The 19,482-nt window shown below is 49.3% G+C and carries 20 protein-coding genes; 4 read left to right on the top strand and 16 right to left on the bottom strand.

The genetic code is table 11. The features are described from left to right. Nucleotides 1-61 precede the first annotated feature (61 nt). Nucleotides 62-1,705 (top strand): alpha,alpha-trehalase TreF, encoded by a 1,644-nt coding sequence (treF, locus tag ACA373_RS16120; protein WP_370734836.1) that lies wholly within the window; start codon nt 62-64, stop codon nt 1,703-1,705. Nucleotides 1,706-1,871: 166 nt separating this feature from the next. Here the strand turns inward: treF and ACA373_RS16115 are convergent, their stop codons facing one another. After that, nucleotides 1,872-2,273 (bottom strand): winged helix-turn-helix transcriptional regulator, encoded by a 402-nt coding sequence (locus ACA373_RS16115; RefSeq protein WP_370734806.1) that lies wholly within the window; start codon nt 2,271-2,273, stop codon nt 1,872-1,874. 112 nt (nt 2,274-2,385) lie between these two features. Between ACA373_RS16115 and ACA373_RS16110 the strand changes: the two genes are divergently transcribed. Together ACA373_RS16110 and ACA373_RS16105 are read left to right on the top strand one after the other, a co-directional pair. Next, complete coding sequence (locus tag ACA373_RS16110) at nt 2,386-3,243, top strand: SDR family oxidoreductase (protein WP_370734805.1); 858 nt, start codon at nt 2,386-2,388, stop codon at nt 3,241-3,243. Between the two features lie 218 nt (nt 3,244-3,461). Next, the gene (locus ACA373_RS16105) at nt 3,462-4,046 is read left to right on the top strand and encodes a YceI family protein (RefSeq protein WP_253456007.1); all 585 of its coding nucleotides are present in this window, start codon (nt 3,462-3,464) and stop codon (nt 4,044-4,046) included. Nucleotides 4,047-4,099: 53 nt separating this feature from the next. On the opposite strand, the gene ACA373_RS16100 is transcribed toward ACA373_RS16105, so the two are convergent. The 12 genes from ACA373_RS16100 to ACA373_RS16045 form a co-directional block, all read right to left on the bottom strand. Next, nucleotides 4,100-6,199 (bottom strand): peptidase domain-containing ABC transporter, encoded by a 2,100-nt coding sequence (locus ACA373_RS16100; RefSeq protein ID WP_370734804.1) that lies wholly within the window; start codon nt 6,197-6,199, stop codon nt 4,100-4,102. Continuing rightward, complete coding sequence (locus tag ACA373_RS16095) at nt 6,189-7,481, bottom strand: HlyD family secretion protein (RefSeq protein WP_253456002.1); 1,293 nt, start codon at nt 7,479-7,481, stop codon at nt 6,189-6,191. The genes ACA373_RS16100 and ACA373_RS16095 overlap by 11 nt, the downstream gene beginning before the upstream one ends. A 52-nt stretch (nt 7,482-7,533) precedes the next feature. Further along, entirely contained in the window at nt 7,534-7,890 is a 357-nt protein-coding gene (locus ACA373_RS16090; RefSeq protein WP_253455999.1) for a hypothetical protein, read from the bottom strand. A 264-nt stretch (nt 7,891-8,154) separates the two neighbouring features. Beyond that, nucleotides 8,155-9,099 (bottom strand): fimbrial protein, encoded by a 945-nt coding sequence (locus ACA373_RS16085; RefSeq protein ID WP_370734803.1) that lies wholly within the window; start codon nt 9,097-9,099, stop codon nt 8,155-8,157. Nucleotides 9,100-9,143: 44 nt separating this feature from the next. After that, nucleotides 9,144-11,588, bottom strand: coding sequence for a fimbria/pilus outer membrane usher protein (locus ACA373_RS16080; RefSeq protein ID WP_370734802.1), 2,445 nt, complete (start codon nt 11,586-11,588; stop codon nt 9,144-9,146). 193 nt (nt 11,589-11,781) lie between these two features. Next, nucleotides 11,782-12,465 carry a molecular chaperone gene (locus ACA373_RS16075; RefSeq protein ID WP_370734801.1) on the bottom strand — a complete coding sequence of 228 codons (684 nt, stop codon included), beginning with the start codon at nt 12,463-12,465 and terminating at the stop codon, nt 11,782-11,784. A 64-nt stretch (nt 12,466-12,529) separates the two neighbouring features. Continuing rightward, nucleotides 12,530-13,072 carry a fimbrial protein gene (locus tag ACA373_RS16070; protein ID WP_253455989.1) on the bottom strand — a complete coding sequence of 181 codons (543 nt, stop codon included), beginning with the start codon at nt 13,070-13,072 and terminating at the stop codon, nt 12,530-12,532. Nucleotides 13,073-13,263: 191 nt separating this feature from the next. Beyond that, complete coding sequence (locus ACA373_RS16065) at nt 13,264-14,040, bottom strand: transcriptional regulator (protein ID WP_253461144.1); 777 nt, start codon at nt 14,038-14,040, stop codon at nt 13,264-13,266. A 376-nt stretch (nt 14,041-14,416) separates the two neighbouring features. Next, nucleotides 14,417-15,055, bottom strand: a complete 639-nt coding sequence (locus ACA373_RS16060; RefSeq protein WP_253455986.1) for a transcriptional regulator — start codon at nt 15,053-15,055, stop codon at nt 14,417-14,419. Nucleotides 15,056-15,143: 88 nt separating this feature from the next. Next, nucleotides 15,144-15,524, bottom strand: coding sequence for a hypothetical protein (locus ACA373_RS16055; protein ID WP_253455983.1), 381 nt, complete (start codon nt 15,522-15,524; stop codon nt 15,144-15,146). Between the two features lie 3 nt (nt 15,525-15,527). Continuing rightward, nucleotides 15,528-15,947: a translesion error-prone DNA polymerase V autoproteolytic subunit gene (gene umuD / locus ACA373_RS16050; protein WP_253455981.1), complete on the bottom strand. Its 420-nt coding sequence runs from the start codon at nt 15,945-15,947 to the stop codon at nt 15,528-15,530. A gap of 195 nt (nt 15,948-16,142) precedes the next feature. Next, on the bottom strand, nt 16,143-16,403 hold the full coding sequence (locus ACA373_RS16045) for a helix-turn-helix domain-containing protein (RefSeq protein WP_253455977.1): 261 nt from the start codon (nt 16,401-16,403) through the stop codon (nt 16,143-16,145). Between the two features lie 115 nt (nt 16,404-16,518). Between ACA373_RS16045 and ACA373_RS16040 the strand changes: the two genes are divergently transcribed. After that, a complete protein-coding gene (locus ACA373_RS16040; protein ID WP_253461142.1) occupies nt 16,519-16,734 on the top strand; it encodes a helix-turn-helix transcriptional regulator in 216 nt (71 codons plus the stop codon). A 476-nt stretch (nt 16,735-17,210) separates the two neighbouring features. Here ACA373_RS16040 and ACA373_RS16035 read toward each other — a convergent pair whose 3' ends face one another. From ACA373_RS16035 to ACA373_RS16025, 3 genes are all read right to left on the bottom strand, one after another. Next, nucleotides 17,211-18,314, bottom strand: a complete 1,104-nt coding sequence (locus ACA373_RS16035; protein ID WP_369895106.1) for a nucleotide disphospho-sugar-binding domain-containing protein — start codon at nt 18,312-18,314, stop codon at nt 17,211-17,213. A gap of 67 nt (nt 18,315-18,381) precedes the next feature. Further along, the gene (locus ACA373_RS16030) at nt 18,382-18,837 is read right to left on the bottom strand and encodes a hypothetical protein (protein ID WP_253455971.1); all 456 of its coding nucleotides are present in this window, start codon (nt 18,835-18,837) and stop codon (nt 18,382-18,384) included. 48 nt (nt 18,838-18,885) lie between these two features. Beyond that, nucleotides 18,886-19,191: a hypothetical protein gene (locus ACA373_RS16025; RefSeq protein ID WP_369895108.1), complete on the bottom strand. Its 306-nt coding sequence runs from the start codon at nt 19,189-19,191 to the stop codon at nt 18,886-18,888. Between the last annotated feature and the right edge of the window lie 291 nt (nt 19,192-19,482).

Genomic DNA, 19,482 nt, shown 5'->3' with positions numbered 1-19,482 from the left:
TTAACCTTATACATAATTAACCGTACACCACATTGTCAATCATCGACATCAGGAGGTTTTTATCGCTTTTAATCATAACGACCTGACCATTGACAATAACCTGGCAGATTACGAAGCTTATTATCACGATTATGAAGCGCTGGATATGCTGGCCGAACCGCAGCCTGAACCCATTCAGGGACTGCCCGCGCCGGATATTCTGACGCCTTCCGATCGCTACCAGGAACTCTTTGAAGCCGTGCAGAGCGCAAGGATCTTTGCCGACAGCAAAACCTTTGCAGACTGCGCGCCGAAAATCGAACCGGAGATGATCCTCTACCGCTACTTTATTCAGCGCGAGCGAGAGGATTTTAACCTGCTGGCCTTTGTGCTGGAGAATTTCGACCTGCCGAAAATTAACGACAGCCGCTACGTGGCCGATCCGGCAAAAAGCATGGGCGAGCATATTGACTCGTTGTGGCCGGTACTGACGCGCAAGCCGGAAAAGCATTCTGAATTTTCTTCGCTGCTGCCGCTGCCGGAACCTTATGTCGTGCCGGGCGGCCGCTTTGGCGAAACCTACTATTGGGATTCGTACTTCAGCATGCTGGGCTTCGCGGCTGGCGGACAAACCGATCTGCTGCGCCAGATGGCGGATAACTTTGCGTGGATGATCGACACCTATGGCCATATTCCAAACGGCAACCGCACCTATTATTTGAGCCGCTCGCAGCCGCCGGTGTTTGCGCTGATGGTCGAACTGTTTGAAAAAGATGGCGTTAGCCAGGCGCAGCGTTATCTTCGTCAGCTGAAGCGTGAATATGCTTTCTGGATGGACGGCACGGAGTCGCTGACGCCCGGCGAAGCATGGCGTCATGTGGTGATGATGCCGGACGGATCGGTACTGAATCGCTACTGGGACGATCGCGATACGCCGCGCGACGAATCCTGGATTGAAGACGTGGAAACTGCCAGAAACTCGGCGCGGCCTTCCAGCGAGGTTTATCGCGATCTACGGGCGGGTGCGGCTTCCGGCTGGGACTTTTCCTCCCGCTGGCTGAGCGAAGCAGGACGGCTGGAAAGCATCCAGACCACCAGCATTGTGCCGATCGATTTAAACGCGTTTCTCTACAAGCTGGAAACCACGATCGCTCGCCTGTCTGCCCGTAAAAACGATCGTGCGACCGCAGAACTGTTTCAGCAAAAAGCGGTGCGCCGCCGTGAAGCAGTCGATGCCTGGTTATGGGACGCACAGGCCGAGCTGTACCGCGACTACAACTGGCGGGAACGCGAAAAAGGCGCTTTCTCGGCGGCTGGCGTGACGCCGCTTTACGTAGGAATGGCCAGCCTGGAGCAGGCGGCTGCCACCGCTGCGGCGGTACGCTCGCATCTGCTGGCGCCGGGTGGCGTGCTGACTACGGTAGAAGAAACCGGCGAGCAGTGGGACAAACCCAACGGCTGGGCGCCGATGCAGTGGATGGCGATCAAGGGTTTTAATAACTACGGTGAAGAGCTGTTGGCGAAAGAAATAGCCGCACGCTGGCTTCAGGTAACGGGCGCTACCTATCATCGTCACCATAAGATGGTGGAGAAATATAACGTTGCCGGCCGCGCGCCGGTATTAGCGGGCGGCGGCGAATATCCGTTGCAGGATGGATTCGGCTGGACAAACGGCGTTACGCGTCGCCTGCTGGCGATGTATCCGGATGCGGCGCCGAAGCGATAAATGGCGCGCTTAATTATTAAAGGCCTTCATTATGAAGGCCTTTTTTATTTAGGGTCGGCGAAAATAATATGCCATCACTGGGTAAGGTGAACTTTATCAACCGTTTTGCCGGGAAGGGAAAAGGAGCAAACCAGCGGCATGGCGTTGGCCGCCGCCGAATACAGATTTATTCCTCTGCTGAAAACTGGCGGCGGTTATCAATAATCTGATGCAGATTAACCTCGATCCAGTCGGCCAGGCCCGTAATGCGGTCGCGCGCTTCATGACCCAGCACGGTAAGTTTGTATTCAACGTGCGGCGGGATCACTTCATAAGCAATACGCTCCACAAAGCCGTCTTCCTCCATAAAACGCAGCGTTTGCGCCAGCATTCTTTCACTGACGCCGCCTATTTTGCGCCGCAGTTCGCCAAAGCGCAGCGTGTCGTTCTCCAGCGCAATCAGCACCAGCAAACTCCAGCGGCTGGTCAGGCGTTTTAATACTTCGCGCGACGGACAGTCGCGGTTCAATAATTCGCCGCGTTGCAGCCTGTCGCGAGGCGAAACGATTGAGGAACTATTTTTTTCCATACTAACAAACCTGTAAGTACTTACTTTTGGTTAGTGTATGACATAGGCTGATTGAACACAACGCTTCCGGGGCTAATCCGGATGCGCTTTTATCACCGCTAAGGAGAACATTATGATTGCAGTAACCGGAGCAACCGGCCAGCTTGGCCGCCTGGTGATTGATGCTTTACTGAAAAGAACGTCTACCGAAGAGCTGGTCGCCGTGGTGCGTTCGCCGGCGAAAGCGGCCGACCTCGCCGCGCTGGGCGTTCAGGTACGCCAGGGCGATTATAACCAACCGCAGACGCTGGCCGACGCTTTTCGCGGCGTGGATAAAGTGCTGCTGATTTCCTCCAGCGAGATCGGCCAGCGTGAGGCGCAGCATAAAGCGGCCATCGAGGCGGCCAAAGCAGCAGGCGTTAAGCTGCTGGCCTATACCAGCCTGCTTCATGCCGACAGCTCGCCGATGGGGCTGGCCGATGAACACCGGGCAACCGAGCAGGCGCTGATTGCATCCGGCGTGCCTTACGTTATTCTTCGCAACGGCTGGTACAGCGAAAACTATGCCGCCAGCATTGCGCCAGCGCTGACGCACGGCGTGTTTATTGGTGCGGCCGACGAGGGCAAAATCGCTTCTGCTACCCGTCAGGATTATGCTGAAGCGGCGGCTGCTGTACTGACCAGCGACGCGCCTGTTGATAAAGTTTACGAGCTGGCGGGCGACGAGGCCTATACGCTGACGCAGTTCGCAGCGGAAATCGCCCAGGCCAGCGGTAAAGCCGTACGTTATCAAAATTTGCCTCAGGACGACTTTGCCGCCGCGTTAAAAGCGGCCGGTTTGCCTGACGGGCTGGCAGAGATGCTGGCGGATTCGGATGCCAATGCGGCCAAAGGCGCGCTGTATGATGACAGCCATACTTTAAGCCGCCTGATCGGCCGGGCGACCACGCCGTGGCAGGATGTGGTAAAAGCGTTTGTGGCCAAAGCTTAAAGCCGCGCTTTTCGCACGGGACGCGGTGATAGCTGTTAAAGCATTGCTGCGTCCGGATAATCTTGCAAAAGGGATCCCCGGTCGTCCCGCTCGATCGCCAGGATCCTTTGCTGTTGGCTAATCTTTTTGACAAAGCCGGTCAAATATCTTCACTATCGGGCAAACCGTTAATGCTGCACTATCCTTAAACATTCCTGGTGAAAATAAGGACAACCGGCATGACGTTAATCAAGAAAGTCGCTTTACCGTTATTAATCAGCTCCGCGCTCTGGTCACAATTTTCTGCCGCCGCGCCCGTTAATTACGCAATGGACAGCGGGCATACCTCCGTTGTTGTTTCGTGGACTCACTTCGGTTTTTCCCATCCAACGGCCGATCTGTCTGATGTTACTGGCAATATTGATTTTGATGCCGCTAAAGTCAGCGATTCTAAAGTGGACGTGACTATTCCGGTCAACAGCATTGATACGCACGTAGACAAGCTGACCGAAGAGTTTAAAGGCCCGGAATATTTCGACGTGACCAAATACCCGAATGCGACCTTTAAAAGCACAAAAGTGGTCAGCACAGGTAAAAATACCCTGGATGTACACGGCGACCTGACCATCAAGGGCATCACCAAACCTGTCGTGCTGCATGCGGTGCTGAACAAGCAGGGCATGCACCCGATGGTGAAGAAGGAAGCGGTTGGCTTTGATGCCACCACCACTTTTAAACGCTCCGACTTTAAGCTGGATAAATATGTGCCGGCCGTCAGCGACGACGTGAAGCTGACCATCACCACCGAAGCCTACGCGAAGTAATTCCGTATCGGCTGCTCTGAAGCCCGCTTTTCAGCGGGCTTTAAATCGGGCCGCTATAGCTCAATTACGCGATCGGCAGAGGCGATGGTGGAAGGGCGGTGGGCCACGATAATGCGGGTGATTTTAAGCGAGGAGATGGCGTTGTTAATGGCCTTTTCATTCTCGATATCAAGATGGCTGGTTGCTTCATCCATAAACAGGATGCTGGGACGCCGGTAAAGCGCCCGGGCAATAAACAGCCGCTGTTTTTGACCGCCGGAAATGCCTGCGCCTAACTCGCCAATCAGGGTTTCATAGCCCATCGGCATACTCATTATTTCGTGGTGAATATTGCTGTAAACCGCACACGCCATAATCAGCTCCCGGTTAGCATCCGGGGAAAAACCGCAGATATTGTCCGCGATAGATCCTGAAAAAAGCCGGTCATCCTGCAGCACGCAGGCAATGCTTTGCCGGAAATTATTCAACCCGATTTTATGAATATCCAGGCCTCCGGCCAGAATTTCGCCGCTGGTGGGCATAAGGAGGCCGCTCATGACTTTAAGCAAGGTCGTTTTCCCGACGCCGGAAGGGCCGACGATAGCAACGCTTTCCCCGGGCTGAACAGCAATATTCAGATCGGTAAAAATCGGTTTTGATAACGCATCATATTGATAGCTGACTTGTTTGACGTTAAGCGCAATACCTTCTCCGGGCCTGAAAATAGCCCGTTGCGCGACGGCTTCTTCTGCCTCGGTGAAAATAAGGTCGGAAATCCTTTCATTATGAAGCGAGAGCATTCGCAGACTCAGCGCCAGATCGATCAGGCTGCCAGCGCGCTGGGAAAATTGTCCCCGGTAGGAGTTAAAAGCCATAAACATCCCCAGGGTCATATTATTATCAATCACCATGGAAGCCCCCAGCCAGAGTATGGCCACCTGATCCAGCGTGCTGACCAGGGTATTGATGCCGCCAAACATCATATTAAACCGGGTAATTTTAATGCCGGTATTGGTGGCGTCGATATTCAGATTAAGCCAGTGGCTGGAGCGAATATTATCGATACCAAGGGATTTTACGGTGGAAATACCGTAAAGCGTTTCCATAAAGTGTGAGCTGGATTTGGCGCCTTTGACAATCTGTTCTTCTGACAGCTGGCGATACAGGCGATAAGTAACCAGCCGCATCAGTGCATAACAAAGGGTAAAGCCCATCACGACCCAGACCAGCCAGCCGCCGTAAACCATCATCATCGCAAAAAGCCCGATAGTCATAATGGTATCGATAATCCCGGTAACGATGCTGTTGGTAAATGTTGTTCTGATGGCGTCCAGCGAGGAGAAACGGGACTGAATATCGCCAAGATGTCTCTTTTCGAAAAAGGATAAAGGCAGCTTCATCAGATGATCGAACAGCGTGGTCTTCCACTGCACATCCGTCAACGTGCCCAGCGCGATCGAGGTCCATGCCCGTATTACGCTGACAAAGGCTTTAAACAGGGTAAAGATAATCAGGCCGAGACAGATCACGGTTAGCAGATCGTAATCATGCGCCTGAATAACATGGTCAGTCACCAGCTGAGTTCCTACCGGCAGGAGCAGATTAATCGACTCAATGACGACTGACAGCGCGAATATTTTTAACAGCGCGCCGGGCAGACCATTGATATTTTTCATCAGATCCAGCAGGCGCAGCCGGGTTTTTACCGTCTCTTTGTGGAATTCCTTATCCGGCCACAGCTCCAGCGCCACGCCGGTAAAGTGGTTGGACATATCCTTCATACCCACCACCCGCCGCCCGAAGGCCGGATCGTGGATCACAAATGAGTTGTGGCGCACTTTTACCAGGACAACAAAATGGTTCATATCCCAGTGCAAAATGCAGGGCGTTCTCAGCTTACCGACCTCATTGATATCCAGCGAAAGCGCGCGGGTTTTCAGCTGAAGCTGCGAGGCGATGCCGGCCACAAGATTTAAGGTCGCGCCTTTGGTTGATACGCCGAATTTCTGACGAAGGTTAAATAAATCGACGTTCAGACCGTAGTAAGAAGAGACCATCGCCAGGCAAGCCAGCCCGCACTCTGAGGACTCCGACTGCAAAATTTTCGGAACTTTACGGCGCAGTGAAAAATTTATTTTGCTGTTAATTTTTTCAAAAAGCGACTCACCTGTCATTGACAACTCCACTCACGCTATTTTTTATTTTATTTATAGGCGCAATCGCCCATTGATATAACGGCTTTTTCTCAAGGAAGACGATGACCCTGGCCTGAAGGCCGCCAGATATTTGCAGTTTTTTTCCCTTATCACTGAATTCTGTATCGTTAATGGCAACCAGAACTTTGTAATAAGAGCCTTTCTCCTGGCGGGCACCGCTGCTATAGGTGCTCATCTCCTGCGGCGAGGCAGGGACAGAGGAAATCGAGATGATTTTCCCGGGGAATTGCCCAAACTTATCAGCAGGGAAAGCGTTGTAGCGGATATTAATGCCGTCCTGCACTTTTACATAGGGCAGGCTGTTATCCGGAAGCCAGAGCAATAAAAAATAGTGCACGTTATCCACCGGCTTAATCTGCGCCAGGCTGGCGCCGGTCTCCACCATCTGGCCCGGCGTCACGCTAAGCGATTCGATAATACCGTCAAGCTTTGCACTAATAATGATACTGTTATTCGCTTTATATTCTGCCAGCTGTCGTTCCAGATCGCTTAGCTGAGATTTATTTTGAATAATCTGGTTATCAAAATCTGCGGCACGCGTAAATTTATCGCTGCGTAATTGCGAAAGCTGTATTTTTTCCTGAATACTCTGACTGTTCAGCGCCTGATAGGCGCTCTGCTGGGAAAGCGACTGCGCGCGCTGATAATTAAGCTGATCCTGAGTGATTAACCCTTTTTTTAAATACTTTTCATAGTTATTCAGGCTTTCATTCATTTTCTTTACGCCTTCGCGGGCGCTGTTAACCATCTTCTCGGTTTCTTTATGGGCCTTTGCATAGCTGTCTATCTGCGACTGCAGGTTTTCCAGCGTAGACGCTTTATTACTTTCTAATTTAGCAATCATTGCATGAAGATTAGCCGTCTGAATTTTAATGGATTCGACGGCGGCGCTGCTGACGTTTCCTGAAGAGGTAATACGGGCAACGTCCAGTTCATACAGCGGATCGCCTTTTTTAACGCGATCGCCAACCTTAACAAAGGTGGTGGTGATATAACCCTGCTGTGGTGAATTAATATTGATAGCATGAGGAAGGGTAATCACTTCACCATCAACATCAATACGTCTGCTGTAATCAAAGAAGACCATAGCCAGTATAACTACGATAAGAAAAAGCAGGCAAAATCCTGTAATAACAGATGCTGGTATCTTAGAAATAAGCAGCGCCTTTCCTGTCCACTTCTGGCGCTGATAATCCAACGCGTCGCTGCGGAACAGGCTTTTATTTTTATTGTTATCCATAGGAGTTTCCAGAGAGAAAAAAAGAGCCACCGGAGTGGCTCTTGAGTAAAAATTAAGCGACGGTACCGTTCAGGAAAGAATTATAAACGTCGTTAACAAAACTTTGAGTTGAATCCCAGCCGGTAGCAGCGCAGTAAGTCGCGCTGGAGATACCAGCAAGGATGCCACCAGCCACCATGCCGATACCTTCAGCAATAATGCCAAAACCGAGCAGGCCGCCGCCATCGCCGCCGTGACGGCCACCAACATAGGCGCCTGTCATAGCACCAGTCGCACCACCCACTACAGCTGAAATAGCAAGCTCACCGATATTAGAAATAGCGCTCAGGGCGAAACTACCAAAGTTGCTGAAGTCCCAGCCGTATGCTCCAGAAACTTCGTTCATTTCAATCACTGAAAGTTCTTTCATTGTATGCATTCCTTTTTTTTAAAAATAGCCTTATTCAGGTAAGGCATCCTTTTTTAATGCCCCGATTATTGCCGGGCACATTAATCCTATCGATATGCTGTTAAAAATAAAACTGAATTATCTTTGATTTTTTCTGAATAAATGGGGTTTTTTTCTTAATTTAATGTCGTCTGGCTTTCTCAATTCCCCAACGAGTAATTTTTTTCTGAATCCCTTCTGCATTTTGTGAATTCCTACATCTGAACCATTTCATCACAGGCTGAATCAGTTCTGAGTGATGGTGAACGTCATTGCGGCATTTGCCGCGCCAGGGGCAATTTCGCCGGTTTGTTTATAGTGAGCAATCAGGGGGATTTCTATCCTCTGCTCTGCGGCACTATGGTAAGTTGTGGCCGTGGTAAAACTAAGGGGCGTTCTGTTTTTATCCATTACCTCAACTGCAACGCCTGACGCCGCATCATTTTCATCATTGATAGTTAGAATACCCTCTCCGTCAGAACTGCCTACGGGTTCGAAAGTAACCTGAACAGGGATATTATCTGATTCACATTGCAATATAATGGAAAAGTTTCGCTCTGAAGAGGTTGCCGTACTGCCGATGCCATTAAATTCGCTACGGCTCGGACTGCCCAGATTGACTGTCTGATTTTTTGAACTGGTATCTGCCAGACAGCTTTTCTGGATAATGGTCAGGCTATTTACGGTCAGCGTGGCAAATGAGGTCGAGTTCAGGTAATAATTACTGTAAAGTTTACTGCCGGTGCTCCCGGGAGTAATTGGGCCTGTTTTGACAAAAGTGAGTTTAACCTCATTTTTATTTATCCAGGGTGTTAACGCATTTTGTGATATTGTGGTTGAATAAGGAACGTTCATGCCGGGCTTATATATGTCTCCAATAATCACACCTACGCCCGGAATCCCGGTTTCATAAGCGCCTGTAACCGTAGTACTTGCCGTAAGAAGTGACGCTGAGCGATAAGAACTGGTTCCGGTACACCCGACAATGAGCGTCTGCCCATAAAAGCCTTTACTGAATCGAATGCCAAGCTGTTCTCCCACAGTAATATTAGGATCAACCGCAAGCGTAAGGGCACCGGTAGTGGCTTTTGGCGTGCTCCCTGAAACACAGCTTGCTGCATGGCTGTAAAAAGGCAACATCAATATTAACGGTAAACACTTTATTATGAATGGTGAGCTGAATACGGACATCTTGTCGTTACTCCAGATAACAGTCTAATTTTCAATAATTATCACTACCGGCAAATGCCGTTCAGAAGTCGAATGCCATTTTCTGGTTTGTTTTCCGGAAGCGTGTAGTTAATCCGACATTGTTTGCTATCACTCTTACCCCACTGCACCAGCAATGTCCCTGAAGGTTTAAGGCCATTGAGATAAACCTGACCGCTCTCGCCGACAATATATCCCTGCTTATTCTGTTCATTAGCCTCCACCACCATTGCGCCAAAAGGAACCGGCTGGCCGTTATGCGTCAGCGTCATGATCCCTCTGCCGCCTACCCGGGCGGAAAAACGGGCATGAACAATCGCACCTCGTGTGGGCACTACACTTTGAGTGCTTAACGCCAGATCGACATCTTCAGGCAGCGTGGTGGTATCAAGCGCAATATCTGAGCGACGATAAGGAGCAACGTTCGGTACAACGGTATAACCACGGAAATCCGTTTTAACGCCGGTCTGGTTAATTAACTGTACGCCGCTGGCGCCTTCCGCCTCCACTAACGCTGCCGTATTGCCAAAGGGCTGGCTCAAAGTAACGCCTTTACTATGGATAATCACGCCGCCCTCGGCACCATAGCTCACTCTTTTCATCGTCTGGTCATAGCCATAACCGGCGGTGACCTCACCGTAAGTACCGCGATAATCGGCGTCAAGATTGCCACTGTTGCCCGTCCCCTGGCTGGCATACCCCTGGCGCAGGTTCCAGGCAAGGTTGTTGTTTTCCAGCGCCGTACCGCTCAGGCCAGCGCTGTGGCTGACGCTTCCCGGTTTGCTGCTGGTCACCGTATAGTTCGCCCAGCTGTTGGGCAGCCAGCGACTCAGCGGCATGGAAACGTTGAAGGAAAAGATCCGATCTTTGGCGTCAGTGCGATTGCCGGAGAAATCAGACGAATTACGGTTAAAGCTGTAGCTTACGCCGTAGCTGATGCCGTTATAACTGTTGTTGTAGCTGGTAGAAACCGACTCCATCCGGCGGTTAGTACGCCAGTAGTCTTCCCGTAACAGGCTGAGGCTCAGGGCGCCTGCGGACTGGCCCAGATGCTGGTTCAGCGTCAGCTCCGTGCGGTTACGCGCCTGTTCCCGGTACAATGAGCTGTAGCCTGAACGCCAGGTATCCATCAGCTCGGGCAGAGAATAGTAATCACGGGTCGAATAGCGGTAACCGGCAATGGCAAAGTTAGTCCCCGTTTCATAAAAGTTTTTACTGTAGCGGAGTCGTACGGACTGGCCGTCGGTTTTGCCCTGGTCTTTTACCGTTGACCAGGCATTAATCACGTCGGCAGAGAACGCGCCCAGGCCGCCAAAATTTTTACCGATGCCGAAGGCGAGCGACTGGTAGTTTGCGGCAGCCTGTAAGCCGCCAAACAGCGTAATATTCCAGGGCAGGCCGTAGATAACCGTCGCCTGGCTGAAATATCTTTCATCAACGGCGCTGTCGTAAGGACGATAGTTACCCGTGGTGAAGCTGTATTTAAGATAGCCTTCACGCGCCAGTACCGGCAGGGAAGCATAAGGCACAACCAGATTCTGCTCACTGCCATCGGCTTCTTTGATGGTGACGTATAAATCACCGCTGCCGCCGGTAGCGTACAGGTCGGCGATCTCAAAAGCGCCCGGCGCAACATAGCTTTGATAGATGATATAGCCGTTCTGGCGAATAATAACCTGAGCATTTGTCCGGGCCGTTCCTCGGACTACCGGAGCGTAACCGCGCAAGCTCTCCGGTAGCATTTCATCATCCGTAACCAGCTGCGCGCCAAGAAAAGGCACGCTTTCGAAGATATCGGCAGGCGAGGTGCTTTCGCCTACGGTAAGCTGCGCTTTCAGCGGAATAATATTACGTTGCAGATAGGTATAGACGGCATCCCATTTGCCTTTATCTTTTGAGGTGCTGCTGCGGTTCCAGGCGGTGTAATTGCGTAGCCGCCATGCTCCCATGTTCAATCCGGGGCGCAGATTAAGGTACTGGCTGTCGCTGTCGTGAGCATGAATGTCACGGGCATAATTATTAGCCGCAGAAAATCGGTAGTTCAGGAAAAGCGCCGTCAGCCCTTCATCATACTGCTCTGGCGAAATAAATCCCCTGACGCTGGTGCGCAGTGCTGCTTGCGGAATACTTAACATCAGTCGCTGAGTATTAAAATTGAAGGTGACAGAGGCCTGCGGTATCGCGGTAACCGCAACGCATCCCGCCGCGTTCTCTTTTAAATCCGGAAAGGCCGTGGTGCGCACGCCGTAGGAAGCCAGCAGTTGCAGGCTTAAACAGGGCTGTAGAACCTTCTCGCTTGCTGACCGCTCGTGGCTAAAAAAGGTGATTTTTTTAGTTTCGACAAAGCTATCGTTAATAAAAATATCGACTACATAATCGCCCGGCGCCTGAGACTGCGGATTCTCGAATACCGACAGATCGGTTATCTCCGTACTTCCGCTGCTGGTTTGGAGAAAATTGGGGTTGAACATCTCCCTCGCATTAGCCTGCTTTTCAATCAGACCAGCCAGCAGGGCTGGCAGCATCAGTGGCCAAAGGCAACGGCTAATTTTTTTCTTACATCTGGCAGATGAGGTTCCATACATAATCACATTCCATTGCGTAAGTACAGGTGGGTCGAAAGTTGCAAAAGTTAAAAAAACTTTCGTGATTCATCCTTTAAAATTAAAGTGAAGCATGGTGTAGCTCGCCGATACCGCCATAATCATTTATTAACTTCCAGCTGATGCTGCCAGCAACATTGCTGGCCGGAAGTTTAAAGGTTGCGGATGAGCGTGGCGCGACCAGTCCACCTTCGGTAATACTGTTATTATTAATTTTTATAAACATAAAATTCATATAGTAATCAGAAGGGTTGGTAACGGTTAACGTTGTTCCTTCTGTTTTCCAGACCAGCTCATCAGTATGCTTTTCCGCTGTTTCTCCCGAAAGGGCATCTGGCCTGTAAATCAGTTTGAGTCGGGAGCGCACGGCTATTTGCAGCGTGTTTCTGTTCTCTTCTGATGATGAGGGAATAGACTTGATATTGAGCCAATAAAGAGACTCTTTATCCTGAGGCAATGCACGTGCTCCCCGAATAATGCGCAGCAGGTTCTTTTGACCGCCATCCATTCTGAATAAAGGCGGCGTGACAATAAAAGGGGGCGTATCTTTAATGGTATTTCCCTGTTCATCTTCGACCCATGACTGGATTAAATAAGGAGAGGTATCCGGGTTTTCTATACCGATCACTTTTTCTTTTTTGTTTCCTTCGTAAATCAGCCGGCTACCCCCAATAATGACGCCAGCGTTGGCGCCTGAGATACTTAACATCCCGATAAGAAACAGGAAAATATGGAAATGTCGCATGTTTTATCCTCCTGGGAGCGATGAAAAACACCATCCGTAACGGATGGTGTTAACGTTCAGCAAATTAATAATTAACGGTAAAAGTCGCTACGGAGTTAGCCGGGCCAGCAGTGACGGTAGCCGCTTTCTGGATATAGCGAGCATAGAAGTCCAGGGTATTGGAGGTGGTACCAGAAGTCAGCGGATAGGAAGCTGACTCGGTATATAAAGGCAGAACGCCACTGCTGTCGGAGAGCTGAATACCTACGCCTGTTGCAACGCCTGCTTCATCAGTCAAAGCCAGCACGGTGTTATCACCTGCATAGGCGATACCATCAAATTTTATTTTTGCCGTGGCTGCGGTTGCCGGACAGTCCTTCAGGGTAAGAGTAAATTTAGTGGCGCTGGCACTGCCGCCAGCCGTTGATCCTACGCCGCTAAACGCGGATTTATGAACATTTCCCATGATAACATCCATGGTTGTCGCGCCAGCACCGTCGAGGTCAACAGTACAGGCAGTATCGATAATGCTGCCTTTAAAGTTAATTGTCCCGTCTGCGGCAGCTGCGGAAGTGGTAGAGAAAATGGTTAATAGAGCCAGCGCTGACAGCGCGTTATACATTTTCATAGTGCTATTCCTTGTTAATAATAATCCTGATAATGCAATTTAAATAAGCCATTCCCGGTAATCTATAGCCGATATGCTAAAAGCAACGGGAATTATCTGTTGCCTGCAAGCTGATGCAGCGCCGATAATATAATCGTAAGATTTGGAAGTAGTCTATATGAAGCATTGTGAATTTATGTTGTTGATGAGATTCATCTGAACAAACTAAGGTTGGGGGACTTGTGAATCACAGCGTGATTTTGTGAAAGAGAGAACCTTCTGTTCATTAAAACAATTTCAGAACAGTCGGTGTTTTGTTTTGCAAAACAAAAAGGTAATTCGCTTTTTTGCTCTTTCGTGGTGGGGGTGATCCCTTTGGCATTTACAGCATAACTGTTAATCAATGTTATGATGACAGAGATTATCAAAGCGATAAGGATCATCGAGAAGATGTGCCTGCATTCATCTCCGTCCGTGAAAAAAAATCGGATTTCCCCTCGATTAAAAAAAGGAAGGGCCTTCCGGGAGCTCTCCTTTTTCTCCGCTTGTGGTGCTATTTTCATATTATGGATTTTATTGTATGACATTTTAATAACATCATTCTCCGGATCCGTTTCTCTGATTTTTTGGTGTGTTATCGTAATGTTCTGGCATAAGGTTAGCCCCTTATGAGGAACGGTAACAATAAATTCACCACTTAATCCGGCCTGCTTTAAAGTTTTGCGCAATATTGATATGTTCTGGTAATAAGTGTTTTGTGAGACGACAACGCCGTTTTTTTGCCAAACCTCTTCAAGGAAATGCTCCCTGGATATCACGGAATGCGGATTCATTAACAGCAGAGTAAGACAACGGCTGGCAGGCATATTCAGCCTGATTTCCTGGTTATGCATGATATTCCTTATAATGCATTTATCAGGATCAAACGTGATCTCTTCATTGATAATGAAGATCACGCCATTTTTTTTACCGATAAGATTTTTTCCCATAGTTATCACTGATGCCTCCTGCATCTGTCAAAGTCATTGCTGCTCAGTCCACTGTTTAAGATCCATCGCGCCATTTAATGATAAAAATAAGTGAAGCAGGCGCCTGAAGTGGTCTGGCCTATCGCTATTCTTATAGTAACAAGATAGTGAAGTCTACAGCAGGGCTGTTGAATTATATCTTATTCACAGGAGATTTTTTCAGAACGGCGTTCGCCGATCTTCCTTCTTATCTGCTATATGCAACAGCAGAAAAGATGGCCGCCCATCCACGCATTAAAGAGTGTGAAGCTTTCCTTCTTCTTATGGTGTTTTGTCCTTTTTGATCCGAATGGATAAAATCCATCCGGAACTGTTAATTAATATTTATGGTAGGTGTTTAAGGGAAAACTTTGATGGTTATAATAAAATCAAAAAAGAATAAAAGCGTGAATAAGAAAGATGTTTTATATCGTTTCCAGCCTGCATGGGGGAACTTCAGCATTGCTTTTTTTCTCTGCGTTCCTTGTATCAATGCACATGGCTTAACCCCTGGCGAATCGGAGAAAGGTTGTTCTGCCGCGGGCTTAATGCCCGGCGAAGCGACTTCAGTCGGGGCGTTTCCGATGGTAGGTTCAGGCTGGCTGCAGGCCGCCAGCCTGCCTTCCATATGATTAAGCGGGTCTGCTGAAGCTACGGGCAGGATTTTGATTTCAACGGATCGTGGCAGCATCAGTCCTTTACGGGGCACCGTGACAATAGTGTTCTCGTCCAGCCCGGTTTTTTTTAAACATTTACGTAGCAGGCAAATATTTTGATAGTAAGTATTGGCTGTTACATATTTTCCATTTTTATGCCATATCTCATTCATAAAATCCTGCTGAGTGATTATCTCACCCTGTTTTCTTATTAATTCAAGAAAACACAGGCTGGCCGGGTGGTTAAGAGTAATGGCATCAGCTGTACCGTTTAAAAAAAATAGCTTATTATCAGCCGGGCTAAACTTTATAGCATTATTGATAACATAAGAATTGTTCATGTTCCCTCTGAATATTCTCTTCATATCCCTTTGTATGAATAAAAATACCACATTTCTTTTATTCAGCAATAGAGATTTAAGAATTTTCCTAATCGTTGCCAATTAAGCTTATGTCAGAGCGATTAAATGGGTAGGTGGGCACCACCTCGCGGATTACTACCCCCAGTATGATCGCTTCCTGTAGCTGATTACCCTCAATCGTTTGCCCGCAATCGGTGACGATTCGTTGTGGATTATTTCCGATACGCGCCCATTCGCAGCGGCCTGCCACATCAATCAGCACGCGGCTGCCCGCTACGGCAGGCCGGTAACGATCGATAATGCAAAAGCTGCCGTTGCAGGCGCAGAGATAGCAATCATTATTAGTCGGCACCAGCTCGTGCAGCCGACTGAACAAAAACTTAACCTGATGCGGCGGCGAAGTCTGAACGTCAGAGGCGCAGGCGCGGTAAACCCGATTTTTCAACATGGCTTACTCCATCGCCTTAATGGTGAAGGTCACCACGCCAAAAATATCCAGCTGCTCTTCTTCCGCCAGCACTATCGGCGGCCAGGCCTTGTTCATCGCCAGCAGCCGCACGTCCGGGCGCAGCTGCAGCTTTTTTACCGTGAACTCGCCGTTTACCGCCGCGACCACGATATCGCCGTGATCGGCGGCAATACCGTTATCGACCACCAGCAGGTCGCCGTCATCGATCCCGGCATCCTTCATTGAGTCGCCGCTGACGCGAATGTAATAGGTGCTCTCCGGCCGCTGCACCAGCAGATCGTTTAAGTCCAGACGTTGTTCAACATGGTCGTGCGCGCTGGCAGGTGAGCCGCAGGGCACGCGGCTCATAAAGAGCGGCAGCCGCAGAAGCGCGCGGACTTCGACCGGACGAAGTAAATTCATGGGGTTATCCCGAAATAAGCTGTATATAAACACAGTATTATCATTTACGGGAAACGATCAAGCCTGACGATGGTTTTTTTGCTTCTGGCGACAGAAGGAAAGGCGCCGGAACAGGCTTACAGCGGGTGAAATAAGGGGAGCGGCCGCAAGGCTGGCGATTGTCTGAAAAGTGACAGGGCCGCTGGTAAAACGGCGTCAGGCGGGACGTTGTCTCTGATGCCAGAGCGCTAAAATCGTCTCGGCGAAGGCGTCATCAATCGTATAAAAATAGCATTCCGGCACGTTGAGCACTTTTGCAAAGGCGCACATCGTTTCAAACGTTGGACGATGGATCCCGCCTTCGTATTGCGAAACGCGCGAGCGCGCCGTTTCCTCTTCAATGCCCGCCAGAACGCCCAGCTTTTCCTGAGTCAGACGAGCATGGAGACGGGCGGCTTTCAAACGAGCTGGGATCATCAGTAACACCATCAACAATCATACATTGACTTACTGTTTAGCATTACTTAACATCGTAGTTGTTTAGTGATACTCAACAAGCAACGTCTGATGGAAGCTGACAAGGATGACAGAGATAACCGATAAGGACTGGCACCCGGCAGATATCATTGCCGAGCTGAAGAAGAGAGGCACGACGCTGTCTGCCGTTTCCCGCGAGGCTGGGCTGGCCTCGTCCACGCTGGCCAATGCGCTGAACCGCCACTGGCCAAGAGGGGAAAGGCTGATTGCCATAGCCCTGGATACCGAGCCGGAGCGCATCTGGCCTTCGCGATATAATAAATTCAGGTAAGAATGGCGGCGTTAAAATGATTATCCGAATGTGTAACCGGTGAGCGTATCGCCTGTGATATTTCTGCGCTTACGCAACCCTTTTTTCATCAAATGGCTTCTTTATCAGCATCGACTTCGTCCCTCCGGATCGACAAATCTTTATCACATACCCCAGCAAGATAAATTTATTGCTGTAGCTGCCGGTCAGAACATTATGTTCAGACATACCGCACAGCGTCAGGTGACCAAACCGGCATAGCTAATAAAGAAGTTATACCGGAGCAGAATGCGGAGAAAGTTGAACAGGCACTGATGAGAATAAGAACTAAGCCCGAGGCATGAACAGACAACAAAGCGTTAAAAGCAAACGTTGCTAACATTCATTTGCGTTAATGAAATCGAAGCTGTTTTTGCAGTATAGAGTCCAGCCAAAAGCCTGACTGGCCATAGTTATTATCTGTTGGCGTAAGGATCAAATAGCGCAGCTGACGATGATTAACCGCTTAGCCTTGTAACAAGCTCTTTTGCAACGTCTGAAGGGCTGGCTTGTGCAGCCATTTCCACAGCAACCTGTGCCGAAGCTTCGCGCAATGCTCTATTGCCCAAAAAGGTATTGATCCCTTCGCTTGTTATGCCATTTTTGCCGGGTATGATCCCACAGCCTCGCTCAACAACAGCTCTGGCGTTAACAGGCCGGTCGGCACCTTCGCCAAACACTATCTGAGGGATGCCGCTGCGTAGGGCTGTCAGGGTGTTGCCTGCGCCGCCGTGATGAATAAATCCATCTGCGCCGTTGAGAAATACGCCCATCGGGATCCAGTCGACCAGTCTTACATTTGGCGGAAGCTGACGTAGGCCAACGCGTGCATTGGCCGCCAGCTGAAGAATAATGTCAGCATCCACGTCATCTGCCGAGTCCATGACCCACGAAATCAAATCCAGACCATCGACCATGGGTTTGACGGTGCCAAGACTAACCAATAAACGCTTTCGTGTCGGGGTTCTCTCCCACCATTTTTGCCAGACGGCGCCTCCATTATAGGGAACGTACTGCATAGAAATGACGGGTTCGCCTTCATTTTTCAGGATGCTCATGCTCGGCGGTGTAACATCAATCCAGGCAAGATCGCGCGGCGGTGCAGTAACGCCATGACGAGCATAGGCATCGGCTAACGATTGCGTCACCATTTTTATATGCCATGACGTATGGGCAAAACCCACCGACTGCATCACAACAGGAATACGGTATTTGGCCGCGATCAGAGGGCCGACCACGCCAAGCGGAGGATAGACGATCAGGTCGGGCCGCCATTTGCCGGCCAGCTCTATAAGCCGATCGGCCATTTGGTCACTGTAAAAAGAGAAGTTTCCTGTTTTATTGCTTTTTTTTCGTTTCTCTTCCTGACGTCGGTATTCGGATTCGGAATCAAGTCCTGGCGCAGCATCAAACGTCACCAGACCTGCTTCGGCAGCCTTCTGTGCAAACTTTCCGGCGCTGGCGATTAGCACTTCATGTCCGTTAGCGCGAAATCCCTGAGCCAGAGATAGCACGGGAAATAGCAGGCCATATAAAGGAGGGCCGATAAAAAGAACGCGCATGGGAAAACCCTTCTCTACAAGAAATAATGATCAGCGTTTTGTCTGTCAGGTACGCCTCAGATTGAGACTATTTAGTCGCATCTTCAGAAGGTGCGCCGGCATTAAGCTGCTTAATAACTTTCTTCAGGATGTTATAGGGACCGGTAATCACCAGGGTTTCGTTTTTTCTGTTGAGATAAATCCGCTGAGATTTAAATTTCATATAGCGATGCGCCGGGATGTCGTAATAGCCCAAACCATTTTTTTTATATTTGTAACGCTCCAGGATTACTGCCAGCTTGTCCACATAATCGACAGAATCAATACGCAGGCGGCCTATACAAGTCAGCCAGAAATTAACGGAAAGTCCGCACAACATTCCGACAAAACCGTTCTGTACATTGCCATGACCAAACAAAGGCAGAACCCAGTAAATCACGGCGGAAAAAATAAGCACGACGGCGATGCAAAAGAGCAGGCGAAAACGGTCAAAACGCCACTGGTCAAGCAGGCTCAGTCGATGAAGCGTATAGCGAGTATTCACTTACTCATTTCCTTTCAATACAGAGCAGCCGCCCGCAGGTAAAACAGGTTAAGCGCCTGAAGACGATGAAGAAGAGGCTGAATCGCCGCCAAAATAGCTACCGACGGCATCGTAACCGGCAGAGATAGCCGAGCCAATGGCATCACCGCCAAAGTAACCAACGCCTGCACCTACACCGCTACCAATAATGGCACCGGCAGGCCCGCCCATGCCGGCACCGATTAAGGCTCCTTCTTCTGCTCCTGCATAGGCGCCAGCGGTGCCACCAACGGCAGAACCGATAGTCTGAGCAGCGCTCACAATATCCGCAGCCCCGCTGGCTAACTGCATTTCTTCAATACTTAAATTGCGCATTTTATTCTCCTTTGATGTTGTCTGATTGTACATTTTTGTAAAGTATAATAACGCTATCTTTACAGTAAGCAATAAAAAATTAGTTTCATCTGTTCGTGATTATAAGTTCTACAAACCTTACCTTTTAATTGGTCGCTATTTTCCCAGCGGGATTGAGAGGTAATGAAAATGATACCGCAGTCTATTTTTGTCTGGCTAAATTATGCTCGGGTAGTTTATGTATACATGGTCCTAAAAAATAACGCAGTTAAATTATATTAAATGAAATTATCATTAGCTGGCACTAGCGTA

It is taken from the genome of Erwinia sp. STN24 (genome assembly GCF_041320675.1).
Lineage (GTDB): Bacteria > Pseudomonadota > Gammaproteobacteria > Enterobacterales > Enterobacteriaceae > Erwinia > Erwinia aeris.
This window is presented reverse-complemented; position numbering and strand designations above follow the sequence as displayed.